Consider the following 18,282-nt stretch of genomic DNA (forward strand, 5'->3'; position numbering starts at 1 on the left):
GGGGCGGCGATAGGCTTGCCGCATGACCGTCCGTGCGCCGTTGACCCCAGGCACGATCTCCCCGTGGCGGCCGGTGCCCGCCCACATCGTCCGACCGGAGTACGTCGGCAAGAAGGCCCCCCGGCCGTGGCAGGGGTCGCACGTGCAGACGCCGGAGACGATCGAGAAGATGCGGGTCGCCGGGCGGCTCGCCGCGCAGGCCACCCAGCTCGCCGGCGAGCACTGCAAGCCCGGTGTGACCACCGACGAGATCGACCGGGTGGTGCACGAGTTCCTCGTCGACCACGGCGCCTACCCGTCGACGCTGGGTTACCGGGGCTTCCCGAAGTCCTGCTGCACCAGCCTGAACGAGGTGATCTGCCACGGCATCCCGGACACCACCGTGCTGGCCGACGGCGACATCATCAACGTGGACGTGACCGCGTACATCGGCGGGGTGCACGGCGACACCGACGCCACCTTCTGCGTCGGCGAGGTCGACGAGGAGGTCCGGCTGCTGGTCGAGCGGACCCACGAGGCGATGACGCGGGGCATCAAGGCCGTCGCGCCGGGCCGGCAGATCAACGTCATCGGCCGGGTCATCGAGTCGTACGCGAAGCGGTTCGGCTACGGCGTGGTCCGCGACTTCACCGGCCACGGCATCGGCGAGGCGTTCCACAGCGGCCTGTACGTGCCGCACTACGACAGCCCCCGGCCCACCGACGTGATGGAGCCGGGCATGACGTTCACCATCGAGCCCATGATCACCCTCGGCACCCACCAGTACGACATGTGGGAGGACGGCTGGACGGTGGTCACCAAGGACCGCAAGTGGACCGCCCAGTTCGAGCACACGGTGCTGGTGACCGAGAACGGGTACGAGATCCTGACGCTGCCGTGACCGACACCCCTGCGGCACTGCGGGAGCACCACCACGCGGACGTCTCCGGCGGGTGGCTGCGACCCGCCGTCTTCGGTGCCATGGACGGGCTGGTGACCAACATCGCCCTGATCGCGGGCGTCGGCGGTGGCGGCGTCTCGCCGCAGGCCATCGTGCTGACCGGCACCGCCGGTCTGGTCGCCGGCGCGATCTCGATGGCGCTCGGGGAGTACACGAGTGTCCGCTCGGCCAACGAGCAGATCGCCGCCGAGGTGGCCAAGGAGCGGCGCGAGCTGGAACACCATCCCGAGGAGGAGGCCCGGGAACTCGCCGAGATGTGGATGGCGCGGGGATTGCCAGAGGATCTTGCCGTCCAGGTGGCCGAGGCGGTCCGCCAGCATCCGGAGCAGGCGTTGCGGATGCACGTCCAGGAGGAGTTGGGCGTCAACCCGGACGAGCAACCCAACCCGTGGGCGGCGGCACTGTCGTCGTTCCTCTGCTTCTCGGTCGGCGCGCTGGTGCCGCTGCTGCCGTACCTTCTCGGCGCCACCAGCCTGGTGCTGGCCCTGGCGGTGGGCGGGCTCGGCCTCTTCGTGGCCGGCGCGGTCGTCTCCCGGTTCACCAACCGGCGGTGGTGGACCGGCGGGATGCGGCAGTTGCTGCTCGGCGCCGCCGCGGCGGCGGCGACCTACCTGATCGGTGCGTTGATCGGCGTGCAGGGCGGGCTGGGCTGAGCCGCCGCGCGGTCAGCCGGTGAGCAGGTCGTCGACGGTCCCGTCGACCGGCCGGCCCCGGGCGGTCAACTCGGCCGACTGGCGGGCCAGCACCGCCCCGACCTCGGTCATGTCCGCCCCGGCCAGCCCGGTCCGCCGGACCGCGTCGCCGGGGTCGCGGAAGTAGGTGCGACTGAGCAGCCCGGTGACGGTCGCGGCGGCCAGCCGTGACTCGCCGAGCATCAGCAGGGCCTGGTCCGTCTCGTACCACTCGGCGAGCCGGGCCGCCCGCGCGTGCGCCGCGCTGCCCCGGTACCAGGCCCGGCGGGCGGCGCTGCTGAACTCGGCCGGGCGGGCCCTCGCCAACCGCCCGAGGTGCGCGTCCCGCTGGGTGCGCAGCCACCCGGTCGGGTCGTGCAGCGGCCGGGTCGTCACGTACCGGTCGGCGGTCAACGGCCACCGCGAGGTGAGCTGCCGGGCCTGGCGCAGACGCTCCTCGGCGGCGGCAACGGTCAGGTCGACCAGCACCCCGTCGACCCGCCGGGTGGCCGAGGGCGGCCCGGTGTCGGGTCGGTAGGTGACCACCAGCAACCCGACCTCGCTGTCCCCGCCACCGTCGTCGTCGCCGTGCGCGAGCGGCCCGTGCACCGCGACGGCGAGCACGTCGGCGGGGAAGCGCCGACGGACCGCCTCGGCGATCCGTCCGGCCACCTGCCACCGGGGATCGTCCCGGTGCTCCTGGACACCGTCCACACCGACCACCCCATCGCGCCACCGTGCGGACCGTCGCCGGTAGCGACGGCCCGGTCACCGCACACCCTAGTGCGGCGCGGGCGGCCCGTCCGGCGGGTCCGTGCCGTCGGGCGTGCCGGAGGCCGTCGGCACCAGCCGGAAGACCCGGATCTCCCGGTCACCGGCCCGCCGCACGTACGCCTCGTACGCGGGCCAGGCGTCGACCAGCAACCGCCACAGTCGCTCGCGTTCGGCGCCGGTCGCCGGTTCGCCGCGTACCGCGAGGCGACGCCCGGCGACGTCCACTTCGGCGTGTGGCTCGGCGAGCAGGTTCAGCGACCAGGCGGGCTGCTGGGTCTGGCCCCAGTTCGAGCCGACCACCACGTACCCGTCCCCGTCGGGCACGTAGAGCAGCGGGTTGCTGCGCGGTTTCCCGGAGCGGCGGCCGGTGGTGGTGATGACCAGGGACGGCACCAACCCGAGCGCGACCACCCGGCCCCGGGTCAGTCGCCCGACCGCCCGGTCGAGCGGCACCAGCAGCCGGGCGGTGGCGCCGAACCAGGGGTGGTGACCGATTCGGCGGGTCACGTCGCGCAGTACGGACATCCGGACATTCTGCATCCACCGGCGTCGGTCCGACACCCGCCGTTCAGCCGGGCCGGTCGGTCCTAGTCCAGGCGGCGTTCCACCGGCAGCCGGGACCGGGTCAGCAGTGCCGCCCCGGCCATCGCCACCAGCGGCACCACGACCAGCACGCCGAGGGTGAGCCAGGGCACCAACAGCGGGTACGGCGGCTCCACCGGCCACCCCTCGGCCAGCCGTCGATTCGTGAAGGTCAGGATGATCATCGCCGAGCCGAGCCCGGCGACGATGCCCAGCAACGAACCGAGCACCGCGATCACGCCGGCCTGGCAGAGCGACAGCAGCTTCCGTACGCCCGGTCCGGCACCGACCGAGGCGAGTGTGGACAGGTCGGCCCGCCCCTCGGCGGCGGCGAGTCCGGTGGCGATCCCGGCGGCCCCCACGGTCACCACCGCGGAGACCCCGGCCAGCAGGAGCAGCAGCGGCTCGGTGCCGGTGAAGCCGTGACCGAGCTCGAACTGCGCGCCGACCGGGCCGAGGTACTCCAGCGCGTCGACGAACCGGTCCCGCTGCCGCTGTCCCGGCGGCTCGGCGGCCTCGACCACCCAGCCGGTCTGTCGGACGGCGAGGTCGAGGCGGTCGGCTGCGGCGGGCGAGATGAGCAGCCAGGACGGTCTCAGGTGGCTCCGCACCGCGTACCCGGGCACGGTCGTCGTGGTCGCCTCCCCCGTCTCGCGTTTGTCGTCCTCGACGCGGAGGTGGACGCGGCCGTCGACGAGGTATCGCGGGTCCGTCACCACCGCGCCACCCGCGCGCAGGACGGCCGTGGCGGCGGTGACCTCGGCCGGCGTGGCGCCGGTGAGCATCGGCAGCGCCGCACCGTCGTCGACCGCCACCTGGACGTAGCCGTCGAGGTGGTCCTCGGCCGGCCACTGACAGCGGCGGTCGGCGCGGGCCCGCTGCTCGTCGGCTTCGCTGATCGACTCGTAGGGTCGCCATGGGCAGACCTGGTCCGGCGGCGCCACCGCGCTCACCACGCAGGCATCGAAATTCGTCCGGCAGCCGGCCGCGACCAGTGGGGCGACCGACCCGGCACCGAGATGGTCACGGGCCGCCGCGGTGACGGCGGCCCGGTCCGGTGGCCCGGTGGCGTCCGGGTCGTCGGCGGTGACCAGCACCGTCTGGCGCGGCAGCAGCGGACGGTACTGCTGGTCGGCGCGGACGTCGTCACTGGCGAGGAAGGCCCCGAGGGCGACGCTGCCGGCGACCGCCGCCATCACCGCCGAGATGGCCGGCGCGGTCGAGGAACGGTTGCGACTGGCGTCGCGTACCGCGATCCGGGGCGCCAGCGGGAGGAACCGGCCGAGCCGGGCCAGCAGTCCGACCAGCGTCGGCGTGGCGAAGACCAGCCCGAGTTCGCCGAGCACCAGCCCGGCGAGGATGACCGACGAACGGACCATCGCCGCACCGATCCCGGCGATGACCAACCCGGTGACGGCCAGCAGCACACCGAGCGCCAGCCAGCGCCGCCGGTGGGTGGGCGCGCCGCGTCGGCCGGCGAGCCCGGCGACCACCTCCTGCCGGGCGGCGGTCCAGGCCGGCGCGAGCGCGGCCAGCACCCCGGCGAGTACGGCGACGAGTGCGATCACGCCCAGCGCCGCCGGCCAGACGCGGTACCCGGCGAAGCGGTGCTGGAAGACGAACTCCTCGACCAGCGGCCGGGCGGCGAACGCGGAGAGCACACCGAGGGCCACCCCGGCGGCGGCACCGATGCATCCGAGCAGCACGCCGTCGGCGAGCACCACCCGGCGGAGCTGAGCCGCGTCGCCGCCGGCCACCGCGACGAGTGCCAGCTCCCGCCGCCGTCGCCGGACCCCCACCGCGAAGGCCGGGCCGACCAGCAGCACCACCTCCAGCAGACCCAGTCCGCCGACCAGCACCCCGGTGCCGATCTCCTCCGCGCCCAGGCTGTTGCCGAGCGGACGGACCGCCTCCACCGGGCTCGACGGTGCGGAGACGCGGGCACCGACCACCACTCCGTTGCGGTTGAGGTGGCGGAACAGGTCCTCGGTCACCGGCCCGGGGAGGTCGACCAGGAACACGGTGTCGTGGTTCAGCGAGCCCGACGGTTCACCGGCGGAACGCAGGAACGCCATCGGCTCCAGCGACTCCGGGAGTTCGACCACACCGACGACGGTCCAGCTCCTCGTGCCGTCCCGGGCGTTGAGCACGCCCCCGACGTCGACGCCGAGGGTACGCCGAGCGGCCCGGTTCAGCGCGACCTCGTCGGCCTTTGTCGGCACCCGACCATCGTGGATCCGAACGAGGCCGGCGGCGAGCGGATCGGCGAGGTCGACCTCGGTGGCGGGTACGTCGTCGCGGGCCCGGGTGCCGTCCCGGAGGGGAAGCGGCAGCCAGCGGCGTACCGGGAGGACCCGGCTGTCCGCCGGGAGCAGCCGGAGGATGTCGTCCACGGTGACCGTCTCGGGGATCCGGTCCTCCGGCGCGTTCCACACGCTGCCGTCGGCGTTCTGGGTGACCGGCCCCTGGCTGACCACCCGCAGCTCCGCGTCGGCGTTGCCGAGCCGCTGCTCCATCTTCTCGGCGGGGTCGAGCCGGGCCATGTCCGCGCTGACCGCGACGAAGGACAGGGCCAGGACGGGCAGGACGATCATCGCCAGCACCAGAGCCGTACGCCCACGGGCCCGCGTCACCTCGCGGCGGGCGATCCGCAGCGCGGCCCGCCAGGAGCCCACCGTCTCGGCCAACCGGGTCCGGCGGGGCCGCTCGGGTGGGAGGTCGTGCACCGGCCGCGACTGGGGGCGGAGGGTCACCGAAGACTGCCGGAGAGCAGCGCGTCGACGCCGGCCAGCGGGGCGGTCGAGTCGACCGTCACACCGTCGCGCAGGAACACCACCCGGTCCGCCCAGGCGGCGTGCCGCGCCTCGTGGGTGACCAGCACACCGGCGGCTCCGGCGTCGACCCGGCGGCGCAGCAGCCGCAGGACGGCCTCACCGGTCTGCGAGTCCAGCGCTCCGGTCGGCTCGTCGGCCAGCACCAGACGTCTTTCGCCGACCAGCGCCCGGGCGATCGCGACGCGCTGCTGCTGGCCGCCGGAGAGCTGGTCGGGGAACCGGTCACCGAGTTCGGTCAGACCCACCTCGGTCAACGCGTCGAGCGCCAGCCGGCGGGCCCGCCGGACGCCCGCGCCGTCGAGTTCGAGGGGGAGGGAGACGTTCTCGGCGGCGGTCAGACTGCCGATGAGGTTGAGGTTCTGGAAGATGTACCCGATCCGGCGGCGGCGCAGCCGGGCCAGGCCACGCCGGTCCAGGGTGTGCAGCGGCTGTCCCTCGACGAGCACGTGACCGGTGGTCGGGCTGTCCAGCCCGCCGGCCAGGGTCAGCAGGGTCGACTTGCCGGAGCCGGAGGGACCCATCACGGCGACCAGTTCGCCGGGGCGGACGACCAGGCTCACCCCGCGCAGCGCGTGCACCGCGGCCGGGCCGCTGCCGTGGGTCCGGTGCACGTCCCGCAGCTCCAGCACGGCCTCCGGGACGGGCCCGGTGTCGTGGGGAATGCCGGAGTCGGATGTCGCGGCGGTGTCACGGGTACGCGACGTCTGCCGCTCGTCCGCGCTCACCGCCAGGCCTCCTCACCACTGCGGCCCGCCGCCTCGGGCAGTGGCGTCGGGCCGGGTGCCGGGGGGCGGTGCCGCACCAGGCTGCTCTCACAGTGGTCGAGCCATCGCACCTCCGCCTCGGCCTGGAAGACCATCGCGTCCAGCACCAGTCGCCATGGCAGGTCCTCGGGCCGGTCGCTGGAGTACTTCAACCGGGTCAGCTCCTGGAGTGTCCGCATCGTCGCGGTGCGCTGGGTCTGTACCACGGTACGAACGTCCACGCCCGGTGTGGTCAGCGCCAACGCCAGCTTGATCGCCAGTTCGTCACGGGGCCGGTCGTTGCGGCTGATCGGGGTGGCGAACCACAGCGTCAGGTCCGCCCGTCCGGCTTCGGTGATCTCGTACGGCCGCTGCCCGGCCTCGCTCTCCGGCAGCGACCGCACCAGCCCGTCCCGCTCCAGCCGGGACAGGGTGGTGTAGACCTGCCCGATGTTGAGCGGCCAGGTGGAGCCGGTCGACTCCTCGAAGGCGGCCCGGAGCTGGTAGCCGTACATCTGGCCACGTTCGAGCAGGGCGAGCAGGCCGTGACGGATGGACATGGAACGGGAGTATGCATACCTGGTATGCCATCCGCAACCGGTGCGGACCGTGACGCTGCCTACCCATCGACCGGGGTGGCGCCCCTCAGGCGGGGCGACCCGGGAACGGCACGGTCAGCGGGGTGGTGCCGGCGCTGCGCCGCCACCGTGTCGCCCGGACCGCGTAGTCGACCAGGGCGGCCAGGGCCCGCTCCCGCTCGGCGCCGGTGCTGACCGGCAGTGCCGCCCGCCAGAACGCCGCCGTCCGCTCCTCCACCTCGATCGCGAGCCGCAGCGCGCTGGCCCGGTCGGTCACCGGGAACGGCAGGGCGTAACCGGCCCGGTCCGGCGGCACCGTTCCGCCACCGGTGCTGATCTGCATCACCAGCGCGTCCCGCCGGCCCCGGTGGGCCGCCTCCGCGTCGGCGGCGGCCTTCCGATCGTCGCCGGTCAGGCGTACACCGATCGGGCCGTAGGCCCAGATGGCGGCGTACTCGGCGGTCAACGCCCCGGCGAGCGCCTCGCCCGGCCCGGCCGGCGCACCGCGCCCGGTGAACCGCCCGTTCATCGCAGCGCCTCCAGGTGGCTGGCGCGGGCGGCGGCGACGGAGCCCAGCACCGCGGCGCGGTCGGCCGGCGCGGCGGCGCAGGCGGCCTTGGCCGACTCCCGGCCGGTCCGCTCGGCCTGGCGCAACGCGGCCAGCGTGGCGGCCGGCTCACCCGGCCGGACGGCGGGGGAGGACCAGGTCGCCCCGCTCGGAACGGCCGGGCCGGACGGTGTCGCGGCACCGGTCAGCCGGGCCAGTTCGGCCGCGTGCGCCTCGTGCGACTCGGCGAGCGGGACGAGCCGGGCGGCCAGGTCGGGGTGGGCGGTGGCGGCGGCGCGCAGCCCCGCGGCGAGACCCAACGACTCGTCGACCAGCGGGGCCAGCGGGTCCGGCTCCGGTGGCTGCTCGTCCCCGCCGAAGAGACCGCAACCGCTCAGCGGCACGGCGGACCCACCCAGCGCCAGCAGCGCACCGGCCCGCAGGACCCTGCGCCGGGACAGCTCGGCGGACCCGTCCGGCCGACTCGTCATGCCCATCACCACCGGACAAGTCAACACCATCGCCGTGGGCCGTGTGGCGCGGTGGCGCCGGTGCGCCGCCCGGGCTCTCCTTCGCCGGGCGCGTTACGCTCTGCGCAACCACCGGCGCGCCCGCACCGGTGGCGTGCCGGCATGGCGGCCGACGAGCAGTGGAAGGTCCAACAGATGACGCAGCGTGGCCGTGCCACCAGAACGACGGGGCGACCCCGTGGCGGTCAGGCTCCGCGAGGTGGTCCCGCGCCGCGCACTGCTGCGCAGGGGGGCCGGGGTGACCTGGCCGCCCGCCGTGAGCGGCTGCGCGCGGTGATCGCACCGGTCGTCGCCGAGGCCGGCTACGACCTGGAGGACCTTGCCGTCTCCCGGGCCGGACGACGACACGTGGTACGCGTGATCGTCGACGCCGACGGCGGCATCAACCTGGACGCGGTCGCCGACGTGTCGCGGGCGGTCTCGGCAGCGCTGGACGCGGCCGAGGAGACCGGCGGCGACATCGTCGCCGGGGAGTACCAACTGGAGGTCAGCTCGCCGGGGGTGGACCGCCCGCTGACCCTGCCCCGGCACTGGCGGCGCAACGTGGGCCGGCTGGTCCGGGTGACCGTGCGCGGCGGGACGACCGATGGCCGACCGGCCGGCGACCGGCAGGTCACCGGGCGGGTGGTCGAGGCCGACGACGAGCGCGTGGTGCTGGAGACCGACACCGAAAGCGCCGGGTGGGCGTACGCCGACCTGGGGCCGGGCCGGGTGCAGGTCGAGTTCAGCCGCCTCGACGACCTGGCCGAATCAGAAGACCTCGACGACGATGACGATGACGATGTGGAGGACGAGGAGAGGTGAACATCGACCTCGCGGCGCTGCGCGCACTCGAGCGCGAGCGGGAGATCCCGTTCGACACGATCCTGGCGGCGATCGAGACCGCGCTGCTGACCGCGTACCGGCACACCGAGGGTGCGCAGTCGCACGCCCGGGTGGAGATCGACCGCAAGACCGGCGTGGCCCTGGTCTACGCCCAGGAACTGGGCGACGAGGGCACCGTCGACCGGGAGTGGGACGACACTCCGCACGACTTCGGGCGGATCGCCGCCATGACCGCCAAGCAGGTCATCCTCCAGCGGTTGCGGGAGGCCACCGACGAGGTGCACTTCGGCGAGTACGCGGGCCGCGACGGTGACCTGGTGACCGGGGTGGTGCAGGCGCACGAGGCCCGGGCCGAGAAGGGCATCGTCACGGTCGACCTGGGCAAGCTGGAGGGGGTGCTGCCCCAGTCCGAGCAGGTGCCCGGCGAGCGGTACACCCACGGCGAGCGGATCCGGTGCGTGGTGGTGCACGTGGCCAAGGGGATGCGCGGCCCGCAGATCACGCTCTCGCGTACCCACCCGAACCTGGTGAAGAAGCTCTTCGCCCTGGAGGTTCCGGAGATCGCCGACGGCACGGTCGAGATCGGCGCGATCGCGCGTGAGGCCGGTCACCGGACGAAGATCGCGGTCCGCTCCACCACTCCCGGGGTCAACGCCAAGGGCGCCTGTATCGGCCCGATGGGGCAGCGGGTCCGGGCGGTGATGAGCGAGCTGCACGGCGAGAAGATCGACATCATCGACTGGTCCGACGACCCGGCGACCTTCGTCGGCAACGCGTTGTCGCCGGCGAAGGCGCTGCGGGTCGAGGTGGTGGACCTGGGTGCCCGCGCGGCCCGGGTGACCGTGCCGGACTTCCAGCTCTCCCTGGCGATCGGGCGGGAGGGGCAGAATGCCCGGCTTGCTGCCCGACTGACCGGTTGGCGGATCGACATCCGGTCCGACGCGGAACAGACTGGCTCCAGTGGGCGGCCCGGAGCCGACCCCGTCCGGGAGCCAGGCGGAGCGGTCTCGGGAAGCTAGGGGTAGACTTCTTCCAGTGGCACGACGCGCGCTGCCGGAGCGCACCTGTGTGGGCTGCCGACGGCGGGCACCGGCCAGTGAACTACTGCGGATCGTCGCGGTCGGTGACGAGGCTGGGTTCAGCCTTCGACCCGATCCGGCCCGCAGACTGCCGGGTCGGGGAGCGAACATGCACCCAGATCCGGCCTGCTTCGCGCAGGCAGTGCGGCGTCGCGCCTTCGGGCGCGCGCTGCGCCTCGCCGGGGTTCCGGATGACGGCACCCTCGCGGAGTACCTGACGCGTCAACCACCACGTCCGGTCGTCCGACCGGGTGTGGCCGCTAGCAAGGTAGGACGACCGACATGAGCACACGATGAAGTCCCAGAAATGACCAGGCTTCAAGTGCACGAGTGAGGTCGCTGCGGGTGCTGCCCGCACGACCTCGGAGTGAGGAGTGCAGTGGCAGGCAAGGCCCGCGTACACGAGCTTGCGAAAGAGCTCGGGGTCGAGAGTAAGACCGTTCTCGCCAAGCTGAAAGAAATGGGCGAGTTCGTCAAGTCCGCGTCGAGCACGGTCGAGGCGCCCGTCGCCCGACGGCTGCGTAACGCCTTCGTCGCCTCCGGCGGCTCTGGTGCCCCGGCGGCTGCGCCGTCGGCCGCACCGGCTCCGGCGGCAGCGCCCACCCCGCCGGCGACCCCCGGCGAGCCCCGCGTCACCGCGAAGCCGATGCCGCCGCGGCGTCCGGCGATGCCCGGACCGAAGCCGAAGGCCCCGGTTCCCGGCCCTCCGCCGGCGGTGACCCCGGTCGCCAAGCCGGCGAGTGCCCACGACATCGAGGTGGCCGCCGCCGAGGCGCGCGCCGCCGCGCTGAAGGCCGAGCAGGAGGCCGCGGTCAAGGCCGCACAGGCCGCCCGCCAGCAGCAGCGTGACAACGTCCGCCGGGAGCCTCCGGCAGACGGTGGCGCCCGTCCAGGTCCGGGCCCGCGGCCCGGTCCCGGCACCATGCCGCCCCGCCCGGGTTCCCCGGCCGCGGGTCGTCCCGGTGGCCCGAACCCCGGCCCGGGTGGCCGGCAGGGTCGCCCGCCGGCGCGTGGCGCCGGTAACAACCCCTTCGGTATCCAGGGCAGCCAGCAGCAGCGGCCGCCGGCCGCCGGTGCCGGTGGTCCCCGGCCCAGCCCGGCCTCGATGCCGCCGCGGCCGAGTCCCGCCTCGATGCCGCCGCGGCCCAGCCCGGCGTCCATGCCGAGTCAGCGTCCCGGTCGTCCGGGTGGCCCGGGTGCCGGTCGCCCCGGTGGCGGCGGCGGTGCCGGTCGTCCGGGTGGCGGCGGTGGCGGTGGCTACCGTGGCGGTCCCGGTGGTGGCGGCGGTGGCGGTGGCTACCGTGGCGGTCCCGGTGGTGGCGGCGGTGGCGGTGGCTACCGTGGCGGCCCCGGTGGCGGCGGCGGTGCCGGTGCCGGTGGCGGCTTCCGGCCGGGCGGACCGGCCGGTGGCGGCGGTCGTCCGGGTGGCGGTGGCCGTGGCCGTGGCGGCGGTGCCGCCGGTGCCTTCGGCCGTCCGGGTGGCAAGCCGACCCGTGGTCGCAAGTCCAAGAAGCAGCGCAGACAGGAGTTCGACAACCTGTCGGCCCCGACCATGAGCTCGGGTGCTCCCCGGGGTCAGGGGCAGGTGGTCCGGCTCTCCCGTGGCGCCTCGCTGTCGGACTTCGCCGACAAGATCAACGCCAACCCGGGTTCGCTGGTCCAGGAGATGTTCAACCTGGGCGAGATGGTCACCGCGACCCAGTCGTGCTCCGACGACACCCTGCTGCTGCTGGGTGAGCACCTCGGCTTCACCGTGCAGATCGTCAGCCCGGAGGACGAGGACCGCGAGCTGCTCGCGCAGTTCAACATCGACCTCGACGCCGAGGTCGCGGAGGACCGCCTGGTCAGCCGTGCGCCGGTGGTGACCGTCATGGGTCACGTCGACCACGGTAAGACCAAGCTGCTCGACGCGATCCGCAAGGCGAACGTGGTGGCCGGCGAGGCCGGTGGCATCACCCAGCACATCGGCGCCTACCAGGTCCACGTCCCGCACGAGGGCGAGGACCGGGCGGTCACCTTCATCGACACCCCGGGTCACGAGGCGTTCACCGCCATGCGTGCCCGTGGTGCCCAGGTCACCGACATCGTGATCCTGGTGGTGGCGGCCGACGACGGCGTGATGCCGCAGACCATCGAGGCGCTCAACCACGCCAAGGCGGCGGACGTGCCGATCGTGGTCGCGGTCAACAAGGTCGACAAGCCGGAGGCGAACCCGGACAAGGTCCGCCAGCAGTTGACCGAGTACGGCCTGGTCGCCGAGGAGTACGGCGGCGAGACCATGTTCGTCAACGTGGCCGCGAAGCCCGGCATCGGCATCGAGGAACTCCTCGAGGCAGTGCTGCTCACCGCCGACGCGTCGCTGGAGCTGACCGCTCCGACCGACGGGCCGGCGCAGGGTGTGGCCATCGAGGCGCACCTGGACAAGGGTCGCGGTGCGGTGGCGACGGTGCTGGTGCAGAAGGGCACCCTGCGGGCGGGCGACTCGATCGTCGCCGGTGGGGCGCACGGCCGGGTCCGGGCGATGCTCGACGAGAACGGCAACCAGGTCACCGAGGCCGGTCCGGCGCGTCCGGTCCTGGTCCTCGGCCTGACCGCGGTGCCCGGCGCGGGCGACACCTTCCTCGCCGCGGCGGACGACCGCACGGTGCGGCAGATCGCCGAGCAGCGCCAGGCACGGCGACGGGCGGCGGCGTTCGCCAACTCGCGTGGCCGGGCCACCCTCGAGACGCTCATGGAGCAGCTCAAGGAGGGCGAGAAGACGTCGCTCAACCTCATCCTCAAGGGCGATGTCTCCGGTTCCGTGGAGGCCCTGGAGGACGCGCTGTTCAACCTGGACATCCCCGAGGAGGTCCAGCTCAAGGTCCTCGACCGGGGCGTCGGCGCGATCACCGAGAGCAACGTCATGCTCGCGAGCGCCTCGTCCGAGCCGGTCACGATCATCGGCTTCAACGTGCGGGCCTCGAACAAGGTCCGCGAGATGGCCGACCGCGAGGGCGTGGAGATCCGGTACTACACCGTCATCTACCAGGCCATCGAGGAGATCGAGGCGGCGCTCAAGGGCCTGCTCAAGCCGGAGTACGAGGAGGTCGAGCTCGGCAGCGCGGAGATCCGCGAGGTCTTCCGCTCGTCCAAGATCGGCAACATCTCCGGTTGCATCGTCCGGTCGGGCATCATCCGACGCAACGCGAAGGCGCGCCTGCTGCGCGACGGCACGGTCGTGGCGGACAACATCACGATCAGCTCGCTCAAGCGCTTCAAGGACGACGCGACCGAGGTCCGCGAGGGCTTCGAGTGTGGTCTGACGCTGGCCGGTTACAACAACGTGCAGCCGGGCGACATCATCGAGACCTTCGAGATGCGGGAGAAGGTTCGCGCCTGATCCGGTAGTGACGCACTGATCGAGGGGTTTACGCCGAATGGCGTAAACCCCTTGATCATGCGGGGTGGGGTGCGGGTAGTGTCCGCAGCGATGTTCACCGCAACCGCAGTGTTCGACCTGCTGCTGCCGGGCGACTCCCGGTCGCTGAAGGCGAAGAGATCGTACGTACGGCCGATCGTGGCGGCGCTGCGCCGCTTCGAGGTCTCGGCCGCCGAGGTGGGTGCGCTCGACCTGCACGGGCGAGCTGAGATAGGAGTGGCGGTCGTGGCCGCGGAGGCGGCGCACGCCCGTGAGGTGCTCGACTCGTGCGAGCACCTGGTGGCCGGTCGACCGGAGGTCGAGTTGCTGTCGGTACGCCGCCGGCTGCACGGCGAGGACGACTGACCGGTGGCGGGTGCGGCCCCCTGCCGCCCCGCGCGCCGGAGCACGTGGCGCGGGTAGGGTTTCCAGTGTTGGGGTCGGTGCGGGCTCCGGTGACGGCGTCGCCGGTTCCGGCCGGCAGCGGGACGCCGTGGAGGTGGCGGAGATGACGGATCCGGCCAAGGTACGTCGGCACGCGGAGCGGGTGCGTGAACTGGTCGCGTCGGTGGTGCGGAGCCAGATCAAGGATCCGCGGCTCGGCATGATCACTATCACCGACGCCCGGATAACCGCCGACCTGCGCGACGCCACGGTCTTCTACACCGTGCTCGGTGACGCGGCGGCGCAGGCGGGTACCGCCGCCGCGCTCGACAGCGCGAAGGGCATGCTGCGCAGCACCGTCGGCAAGGCGCTCGGATTGCGTCACTCGCCGACCCTGACGTTCGTCCTGGACGACGTGCAGGACCAGGTGAAGCACATCGACGACCTGCTCGCGGCGGCCCGGACGGCCGACGCGGAGGTGCAGCGCCTCGCCGCCAAGGCCGCGTACGCCGGTGAGGCCCAGCCGTACCGGCTCGACGACGAGGACGACGAGCCCGACGAGGCCGAGAACGAGACCGGCACCGGTGACACGGACGACACCCGGAGCGGGGATCGGCGGTGACCGCCCCCTCCGGCGGTGCGCTGACCGAGTCGGGCCCGGGTGCGGCGTTGCCGAGTCCGGCCCGCCCCGGTGCGGCCGGGGGAGCGGCGGGTGCCGCCGACCCGGACGCGGCGACCACCGGAGCCTCGACGGCGACCTCCTCGGGCGGGTCCGCGCCGAGTGAGGCCGACTGGGCCGCTGCGGTGGCCGCGGTGCGCCAGGTGGTGCCCGCCGGCCGGGTGCTGCTGATCTGCCACGTGAACCCGGACGGCGACGCGCTGGGCAGCATGCTCGGCTTCGGGCTCGGGCTGCGGCAGCTCGGCGTACGCCGATTGCAGGCGACCTTCCCCGGGCCGCCGGAGGTGCCTGATCCGTTCCGTGGCCTGCCCGGGCTGGATCTGCTGGTCCCCGAGACCGAGGCCGACCCGGAGCCGGACCTGGTGATCTGTTTCGACGCGGCCAGCGACTCGCGCCTCGGTGACCTGGCCGACCGGTTGGCCGGTCCGGGCAGCGCACTGGTGCTCGACCACCACGCCTCCAACGTCGGCTTCGGTGACGTCAACCTGGTCGACCCGGCGGCGGCGGCGACCTCGGTGGTCGCGGAGGAACTGCTGGCCCGGCTCGGCGTCCCGTTGGACGCCGGCATCGCCGAGTGCCTGTACGTGGCGCTGAGCACCGACACCGGCTCGTTCCGGTTCGACGCGACCACGCCGGCGGTGCACGAGATGGCGGCCCGCCTGATCTCCACCGGCATCCGGCCGGGGGAGATCTCCCGGCGGGTCTTCGACAGTCGACCGTTCGGCGCGGTGCGCCTCTTCGGCGAGGTGCTCGGCCGGGCCCGGCTGGAGCCCGAGGCGGCGTCCGGGCATGGCCTGGTCTGGACGTACGCGACCCAGGACGACCTGGCCCGGCACGACCAGCGGCCGTACGTGCTGGAGGCGCTGATCGATCCGGTGCGGTGCACCGCCGAGGCCGACGTGAGTTGTGTGGTGAAGCAGACCGGGCCGCAGGAGTGGGCGGTGTCGCTGCGCAGCAAGGGCGCGGTGGACGTGAGCCGGGTGGCGGTCGCGCTGGGCGGTGGTGGGCATCGACTCGCCGCCGGGTTCACCGGTCGGGGCAGCGTGGACGAGGTGGTCGACCGGGTACGCGCCGAGTTGGTGGCGCCCGCGCAGGGACGTGACGTCGACCCCGAGGGGTGATTTCAGGGGCGGCTCGGGGGAGTGTTGCCGTACCGCCGCCGGGAGATGACGGGGAGAATCGAGTGATGGAGCAGCCCCACGACCTCACGATCGACGCTCCCCGTACGTGGGAGAGACCGGTCGTCTGCGTACCGGTGCTGGTGGCCCTCTCGCTGGTCGGCGGACGGTTCCCGTCGTTCTCCACGGAGGCCAACCTCTACGTGTTCGGCACCGGCGGGCTGCTGATCTGGCTGGGCCTGACCAAACGGGTGCAGGCCCGTCCGGCACCCGAGCGCCTGGGTTCCGGCGCGGTCTGGTGGACGCTGCCGGTGGTGGTGTTCGGGGTGTTCGAGGGGGCCACGTTCGTCGCGGCGGCCGGTGACGACTTCCCCACCTTCTCGCTGCTGGCCGACCCGTTGCTGGAGGACAGGCTGGTCCGGTCCGCCGCGTGGCTGGTCTGGCTCTCGGCGTTCTGGGGGTTGGTTCGCCGATGATGCGGTATCTGGCGATCGGCGGGTTCCTGGTCGGTCTGGCGCTGTTCGCGATGGTCGAGTGGATGGCGCGGCGGGAGGGCTCGCGCATCCCGACGCTCGGCGAGATGTGCGCGTACGTGATGCGCTACGAGGTCGGTCCGGTTCCGGTGGGTCGGATCGGGATGTTCGGCTTCTGGTGGTGGGTGGGCTGGCACTTCCTGGCCAGGTGACCGGGATCCGACCGGTCCAGATGGCGGGAACAGCACGCACCATGTGGACCTGAACGATAACTTGGGAATAGACCTGTGCTGCTGTGGCGCGGGTCACGGGAGCGGAGCCCTACCCGGCGTCGCTTCCCCTCCAGGGTCGACCGACCCGGGCCGCCACCACACCACCCGTCCATAGCTCCGGTGATCCTGGGGCCGGTTTCGGGTGCCTGTCGTACACCGCCCGTGATGCCGTCGCGCCAGTCGGCGCGCGCCCTGGAAGGGGTCCGCCATGCCCGCCAAGCCCAAGCCCGAGACCACCGACGAGGCCCGCGAGCAGGCCCGCCGCGCCCTGCAGACCTCCATGGACACCCGTCAGTGACCGTACGCGACCGGCGGTGACGCCGAGCCGCACCACGCGTACGGCGTCACCGCCCCGGATCGCCTGACGGTCCCGACGCGGCCCGTGCCACCGGCCGCGTACCGCTCATCGCCTGTCCTCCCGCCGCCCTGGCGGACGTCCCCGACGGGTAAGTGGCGCAGGAGCTTGCTCTCCTTACACATCGCGTGCCAGGATCGGCGGCGATGAGCCAGACCTCCGTTGCCAGCCGTGTCGCCTCACCGCGCCGGTTCGCCGCGCTCGCCCTGCCGGCCCTCGTGGTGCTGGCCGCCGAGCCGATCTACGTCCTCGTCGACACCGCCGTCGTCGGCCACCTGGGCCGCGTGCCGCTCGCCGCGGTGGCGGTCGGCGGCACCGTGATGACCCTGACCGCCTGGCTGGGCACCGTGGTCGCCTACGGCACCACCGGGCGCGCCGCCCGCCGTTTCGGCTCCGGTGACCGGGGCGCCGCGGTGGCCGAGGGCGTGCAGTCCTCCTGGCTGGCCTTCGGCGTGGGGTTGCTGGTCGTGGTCGCGATGCAGTTCGGTGGCGGCGCGCTGGCCGGTGCCCTCGCGGGCGGCGGCGAGGTGGGCGAGGCCGCCGGGCAGTGGCTGCGGGTCGCCGCCTTCGGTGCGCCCGGTCTGCTGCTCGCCGCCGCCGGCAACGGCTGGATGCGGGGTGTGCAGGACACCCGCCGGCCGCTGTACTTCGTGGTCGGTCCGAACCTGCTCTCCGCGGTGCTCTGCCCGGTGCTGGTCTATCCGGTGGGGATGGGGCTGATCGGCTCGGCGGTGGCCAACGTGATCGCGCAGACCATCGGCGGCGTGCTCTTCGTCGGCGCGCTGATCTCCGAGCGGGCGCCGCTGCGCCCGAACCTCCCGGTCATCCGCCAGCAACTCGTGCTCAGCCGTGACCTGCTGGTCCGGGGCGTGGCGTTCCAGGTCAGCTTCCTGTCGGCCACCGCCGTGGCGGCCCGGTTCGGGGCTGCCGTGGTCGGTGCCCACCAGATCGCCGTGCAGCTCTGGTTCTTCGCCGCGCTGGTGCTCGACGCGTTGGCCATCGCCGCGCAGGCGCTGGTCGGTGCGGCTCTCGGTGGTGGTGACGCGGCGGTGGCGCGGGCCCTGGCCCGTCGGGTCGCCTGGTTGGGCGCGGTCTGCGGCACCGCGTTCGGGGCGCTGGTGGCGGCCGGTGCCGGCGTGGTGCCGGCCCTGTTCACCCCGGACACCGCCGTGCACGCGCAGGCGATGGTGGCGTGGCCGTGGTTCGTCGCGATGCTTCCCCTGGCCGGTGTGGTGTTCGCCCTGGACGGGGTGCTGATCGGTGCCGGTGACATCCGCTACCTGCGCAATCTGACCGTGGCCGGTGCGCTGGGCGGCTTCCTGCCGGCGATCTGGCTCGCCTACGCCTTCGACCTCGGCCTCGGCGGGATCTGGGCGGGCCTGATGCTGTTCGTCGTGATCCGGCTGGTCGGCCTGGTGCTGCGGCTGCGCAGCGGTGCCTGGGCGGTGACCGGCGCGGTCCGGGACGAGGCACGGACGCCCGACGCCGTCGCGTGACGGCG

Annotated in this window: 18 protein-coding genes and 2 pseudogenes; 13 read left to right on the forward strand and 7 right to left on the reverse strand. The window is 73.5% G+C overall.

Annotation, left to right across the window (positions count from 1 at the left end; genetic code table 11):
• Positions 1 to 22 precede the first annotated feature (22 nt).
• Both map and ABZ738_RS13935 read left to right on the forward strand, forming a co-directional pair.
• Positions 23 to 880, forward strand: coding sequence for a type I methionyl aminopeptidase (map, locus tag ABZ738_RS13930; RefSeq protein ID WP_131056193.1), 858 nt, complete (start codon positions 23 to 25; stop codon positions 878 to 880).
• Positions 877 to 1,593 (forward strand): VIT1/CCC1 transporter family protein, encoded by a 717-nt coding sequence (locus tag ABZ738_RS13935; RefSeq protein WP_357213169.1) that lies wholly within the window; start codon positions 877 to 879, stop codon positions 1,591 to 1,593. Before map ends, ABZ738_RS13935 begins: the two co-directional genes overlap by 4 nt.
• A 12-nt stretch (positions 1,594 to 1,605) precedes the next feature.
• Here the strand turns inward: ABZ738_RS13935 and ABZ738_RS13940 are convergent, their stop codons facing one another.
• The 7 genes from ABZ738_RS13940 to ABZ738_RS13970 all read right to left on the reverse strand — a co-directional run bounded on the left by ABZ738_RS13940 (position 1,606) and on the right by ABZ738_RS13970 (position 8,160).
• Positions 1,606 to 2,325, reverse strand: coding sequence for a nucleotidyltransferase domain-containing protein (locus ABZ738_RS13940; protein WP_176092999.1), 720 nt, complete (start codon positions 2,323 to 2,325; stop codon positions 1,606 to 1,608).
• Positions 2,326 to 2,391: 66 nt separating this feature from the next.
• A complete protein-coding gene (locus ABZ738_RS13945; RefSeq protein ID WP_131057647.1) occupies positions 2,392 to 2,910 on the reverse strand; it encodes a nitroreductase family deazaflavin-dependent oxidoreductase in 519 nt (172 codons plus the stop codon).
• 62 nt (positions 2,911 to 2,972) lie between these two features.
• Positions 2,973 to 5,720, reverse strand: a complete 2,748-nt coding sequence (locus tag ABZ738_RS13950; protein WP_357213172.1) for an FtsX-like permease family protein — start codon at positions 5,718 to 5,720, stop codon at positions 2,973 to 2,975.
• The gene (locus ABZ738_RS13955) at positions 5,717 to 6,463 is read right to left on the reverse strand and encodes an ABC transporter ATP-binding protein (protein ID WP_131057335.1); all 747 of its coding nucleotides are present in this window, start codon (positions 6,461 to 6,463) and stop codon (positions 5,717 to 5,719) included. The genes ABZ738_RS13950 and ABZ738_RS13955 overlap by 4 nt, the downstream gene beginning before the upstream one ends.
• Before the next feature lie 59 nt (positions 6,464 to 6,522).
• Positions 6,523 to 7,104 carry a PadR family transcriptional regulator gene (locus ABZ738_RS13960; protein ID WP_131057331.1) on the reverse strand — a complete coding sequence of 194 codons (582 nt, stop codon included), beginning with the start codon at positions 7,102 to 7,104 and terminating at the stop codon, positions 6,523 to 6,525.
• Between the two features lie 85 nt (positions 7,105 to 7,189).
• Entirely contained in the window at positions 7,190 to 7,651 is a 462-nt protein-coding gene (locus ABZ738_RS13965) for a ferritin-like domain-containing protein (RefSeq protein WP_357213175.1), read from the reverse strand.
• Positions 7,648 to 8,160 (reverse strand): hypothetical protein, encoded by a 513-nt coding sequence (locus tag ABZ738_RS13970; RefSeq protein ID WP_357213178.1) that lies wholly within the window; start codon positions 8,158 to 8,160, stop codon positions 7,648 to 7,650. The genes ABZ738_RS13965 and ABZ738_RS13970 overlap by 4 nt, the downstream gene beginning before the upstream one ends.
• A 174-nt stretch (positions 8,161 to 8,334) precedes the next feature.
• On the opposite strand from ABZ738_RS13970, the gene rimP reads away from it, so the two are divergent.
• From rimP to ABZ738_RS14025, 11 genes and pseudogenes are all read left to right on the forward strand, one after another.
• Positions 8,335 to 9,003, forward strand: coding sequence for a ribosome maturation factor RimP (rimP, locus tag ABZ738_RS13975; RefSeq protein ID WP_176093002.1), 669 nt, complete (start codon positions 8,335 to 8,337; stop codon positions 9,001 to 9,003).
• A complete protein-coding gene (gene nusA / locus ABZ738_RS13980; protein ID WP_131057434.1) occupies positions 9,000 to 10,043 on the forward strand; it encodes a transcription termination factor NusA in 1,044 nt (347 codons plus the stop codon). Before rimP ends, nusA begins: the two co-directional genes overlap by 4 nt.
• A gap of 16 nt (positions 10,044 to 10,059) precedes the next feature.
• The gene (locus tag ABZ738_RS13985; RefSeq protein WP_131057432.1) at positions 10,060 to 10,389 is read left to right on the forward strand and encodes a YlxR family protein; all 330 of its coding nucleotides are present in this window, start codon (positions 10,060 to 10,062) and stop codon (positions 10,387 to 10,389) included.
• Between the two features lie 93 nt (positions 10,390 to 10,482).
• Positions 10,483 to 10,623 (forward strand): annotated as a pseudogene (locus ABZ738_RS13990) (translation initiation factor IF-2 N-terminal domain-containing protein); the annotation flags it as partial.
• 744 nt (positions 10,624 to 11,367) lie between these two features.
• Positions 11,368 to 13,482 (forward strand): annotated as a pseudogene (gene infB, locus ABZ738_RS13995) (translation initiation factor IF-2); the annotation flags it as partial.
• Between the two features lie 90 nt (positions 13,483 to 13,572).
• Positions 13,573 to 13,866, forward strand: a complete 294-nt coding sequence (locus ABZ738_RS14000) for a DUF503 domain-containing protein (RefSeq protein WP_131055781.1) — start codon at positions 13,573 to 13,575, stop codon at positions 13,864 to 13,866.
• A 142-nt stretch (positions 13,867 to 14,008) separates the two neighbouring features.
• The gene (rbfA, locus tag ABZ738_RS14005; protein ID WP_131055783.1) at positions 14,009 to 14,506 is read left to right on the forward strand and encodes a 30S ribosome-binding factor RbfA; all 498 of its coding nucleotides are present in this window, start codon (positions 14,009 to 14,011) and stop codon (positions 14,504 to 14,506) included.
• A gap of 182 nt (positions 14,507 to 14,688) precedes the next feature.
• Positions 14,689 to 15,684: a bifunctional oligoribonuclease/PAP phosphatase NrnA gene (locus tag ABZ738_RS14010; RefSeq protein ID WP_236145942.1), complete on the forward strand. Its 996-nt coding sequence runs from the start codon at positions 14,689 to 14,691 to the stop codon at positions 15,682 to 15,684.
• Between the two features lie 65 nt (positions 15,685 to 15,749).
• Complete coding sequence (locus ABZ738_RS14015; RefSeq protein ID WP_131055785.1) at positions 15,750 to 16,157, forward strand: hypothetical protein; 408 nt, start codon at positions 15,750 to 15,752, stop codon at positions 16,155 to 16,157.
• Positions 16,157 to 16,366 carry a DUF6186 family protein gene (locus ABZ738_RS14020; RefSeq protein WP_176095694.1) on the forward strand — a complete coding sequence of 70 codons (210 nt, stop codon included), beginning with the start codon at positions 16,157 to 16,159 and terminating at the stop codon, positions 16,364 to 16,366. Before ABZ738_RS14015 ends, ABZ738_RS14020 begins: the two co-directional genes overlap by 1 nt.
• Positions 16,367 to 16,927: 561 nt before the next feature.
• The gene (locus ABZ738_RS14025; RefSeq protein ID WP_357213185.1) at positions 16,928 to 18,277 is read left to right on the forward strand and encodes an MATE family efflux transporter; all 1,350 of its coding nucleotides are present in this window, start codon (positions 16,928 to 16,930) and stop codon (positions 18,275 to 18,277) included.
• The last annotated feature ends 5 nt before the right edge of the window (positions 18,278 to 18,282 follow it).

It is taken from the genome of Micromonospora sp. NPDC047793 (assembly GCF_040642635.1).
Taxonomy (GTDB): domain Bacteria; phylum Actinomycetota; class Actinomycetes; order Mycobacteriales; family Micromonosporaceae; genus Micromonospora.

Bases quoted from the DNA above. Each gene is read 5' to 3' on its own strand.
- map (WP_131056193.1), top strand. From the start codon at position 23: ATGACCGTCCGTGCGCCGTTGACCCCAGGCACGATCTCCCCGTGGCGG.
- ABZ738_RS13945 (WP_131057647.1), bottom strand. From the start codon at position 2,910: ATGTCCGTACTGCGCGACGTGACCCGCCGAATCGGTCACCACCCCTGG.
- ABZ738_RS13960 (WP_131057331.1), bottom strand. From the start codon at position 7,104: ATGTCCATCCGTCACGGCCTGCTCGCCCTGCTCGAACGTGGCCAGATG.
- ABZ738_RS13965 (WP_357213175.1), bottom strand. From the start codon at position 7,651: ATGAACGGGCGGTTCACCGGGCGCGGTGCGCCGGCCGGGCCGGGCGAG.
- ABZ738_RS13970 (WP_357213178.1), bottom strand. From the start codon at position 8,160: ATGACGAGTCGGCCGGACGGGTCCGCCGAGCTGTCCCGGCGCAGGGTC.
- rimP (WP_176093002.1), top strand. From the start codon at position 8,335: ATGACGCAGCGTGGCCGTGCCACCAGAACGACGGGGCGACCCCGTGGC.
- ABZ738_RS14000 (WP_131055781.1), top strand. From the start codon at position 13,573: ATGTTCACCGCAACCGCAGTGTTCGACCTGCTGCTGCCGGGCGACTCC.
- rbfA (WP_131055783.1), top strand. From the start codon at position 14,009: ATGACGGATCCGGCCAAGGTACGTCGGCACGCGGAGCGGGTGCGTGAA.
- ABZ738_RS14015 (WP_131055785.1), top strand. From the start codon at position 15,750: ATGGAGCAGCCCCACGACCTCACGATCGACGCTCCCCGTACGTGGGAG.
- ABZ738_RS14020 (WP_176095694.1), top strand. From the start codon at position 16,157: ATGCGGTATCTGGCGATCGGCGGGTTCCTGGTCGGTCTGGCGCTGTTC.
- ABZ738_RS14025 (WP_357213185.1), top strand. From the start codon at position 16,928: ATGAGCCAGACCTCCGTTGCCAGCCGTGTCGCCTCACCGCGCCGGTTC.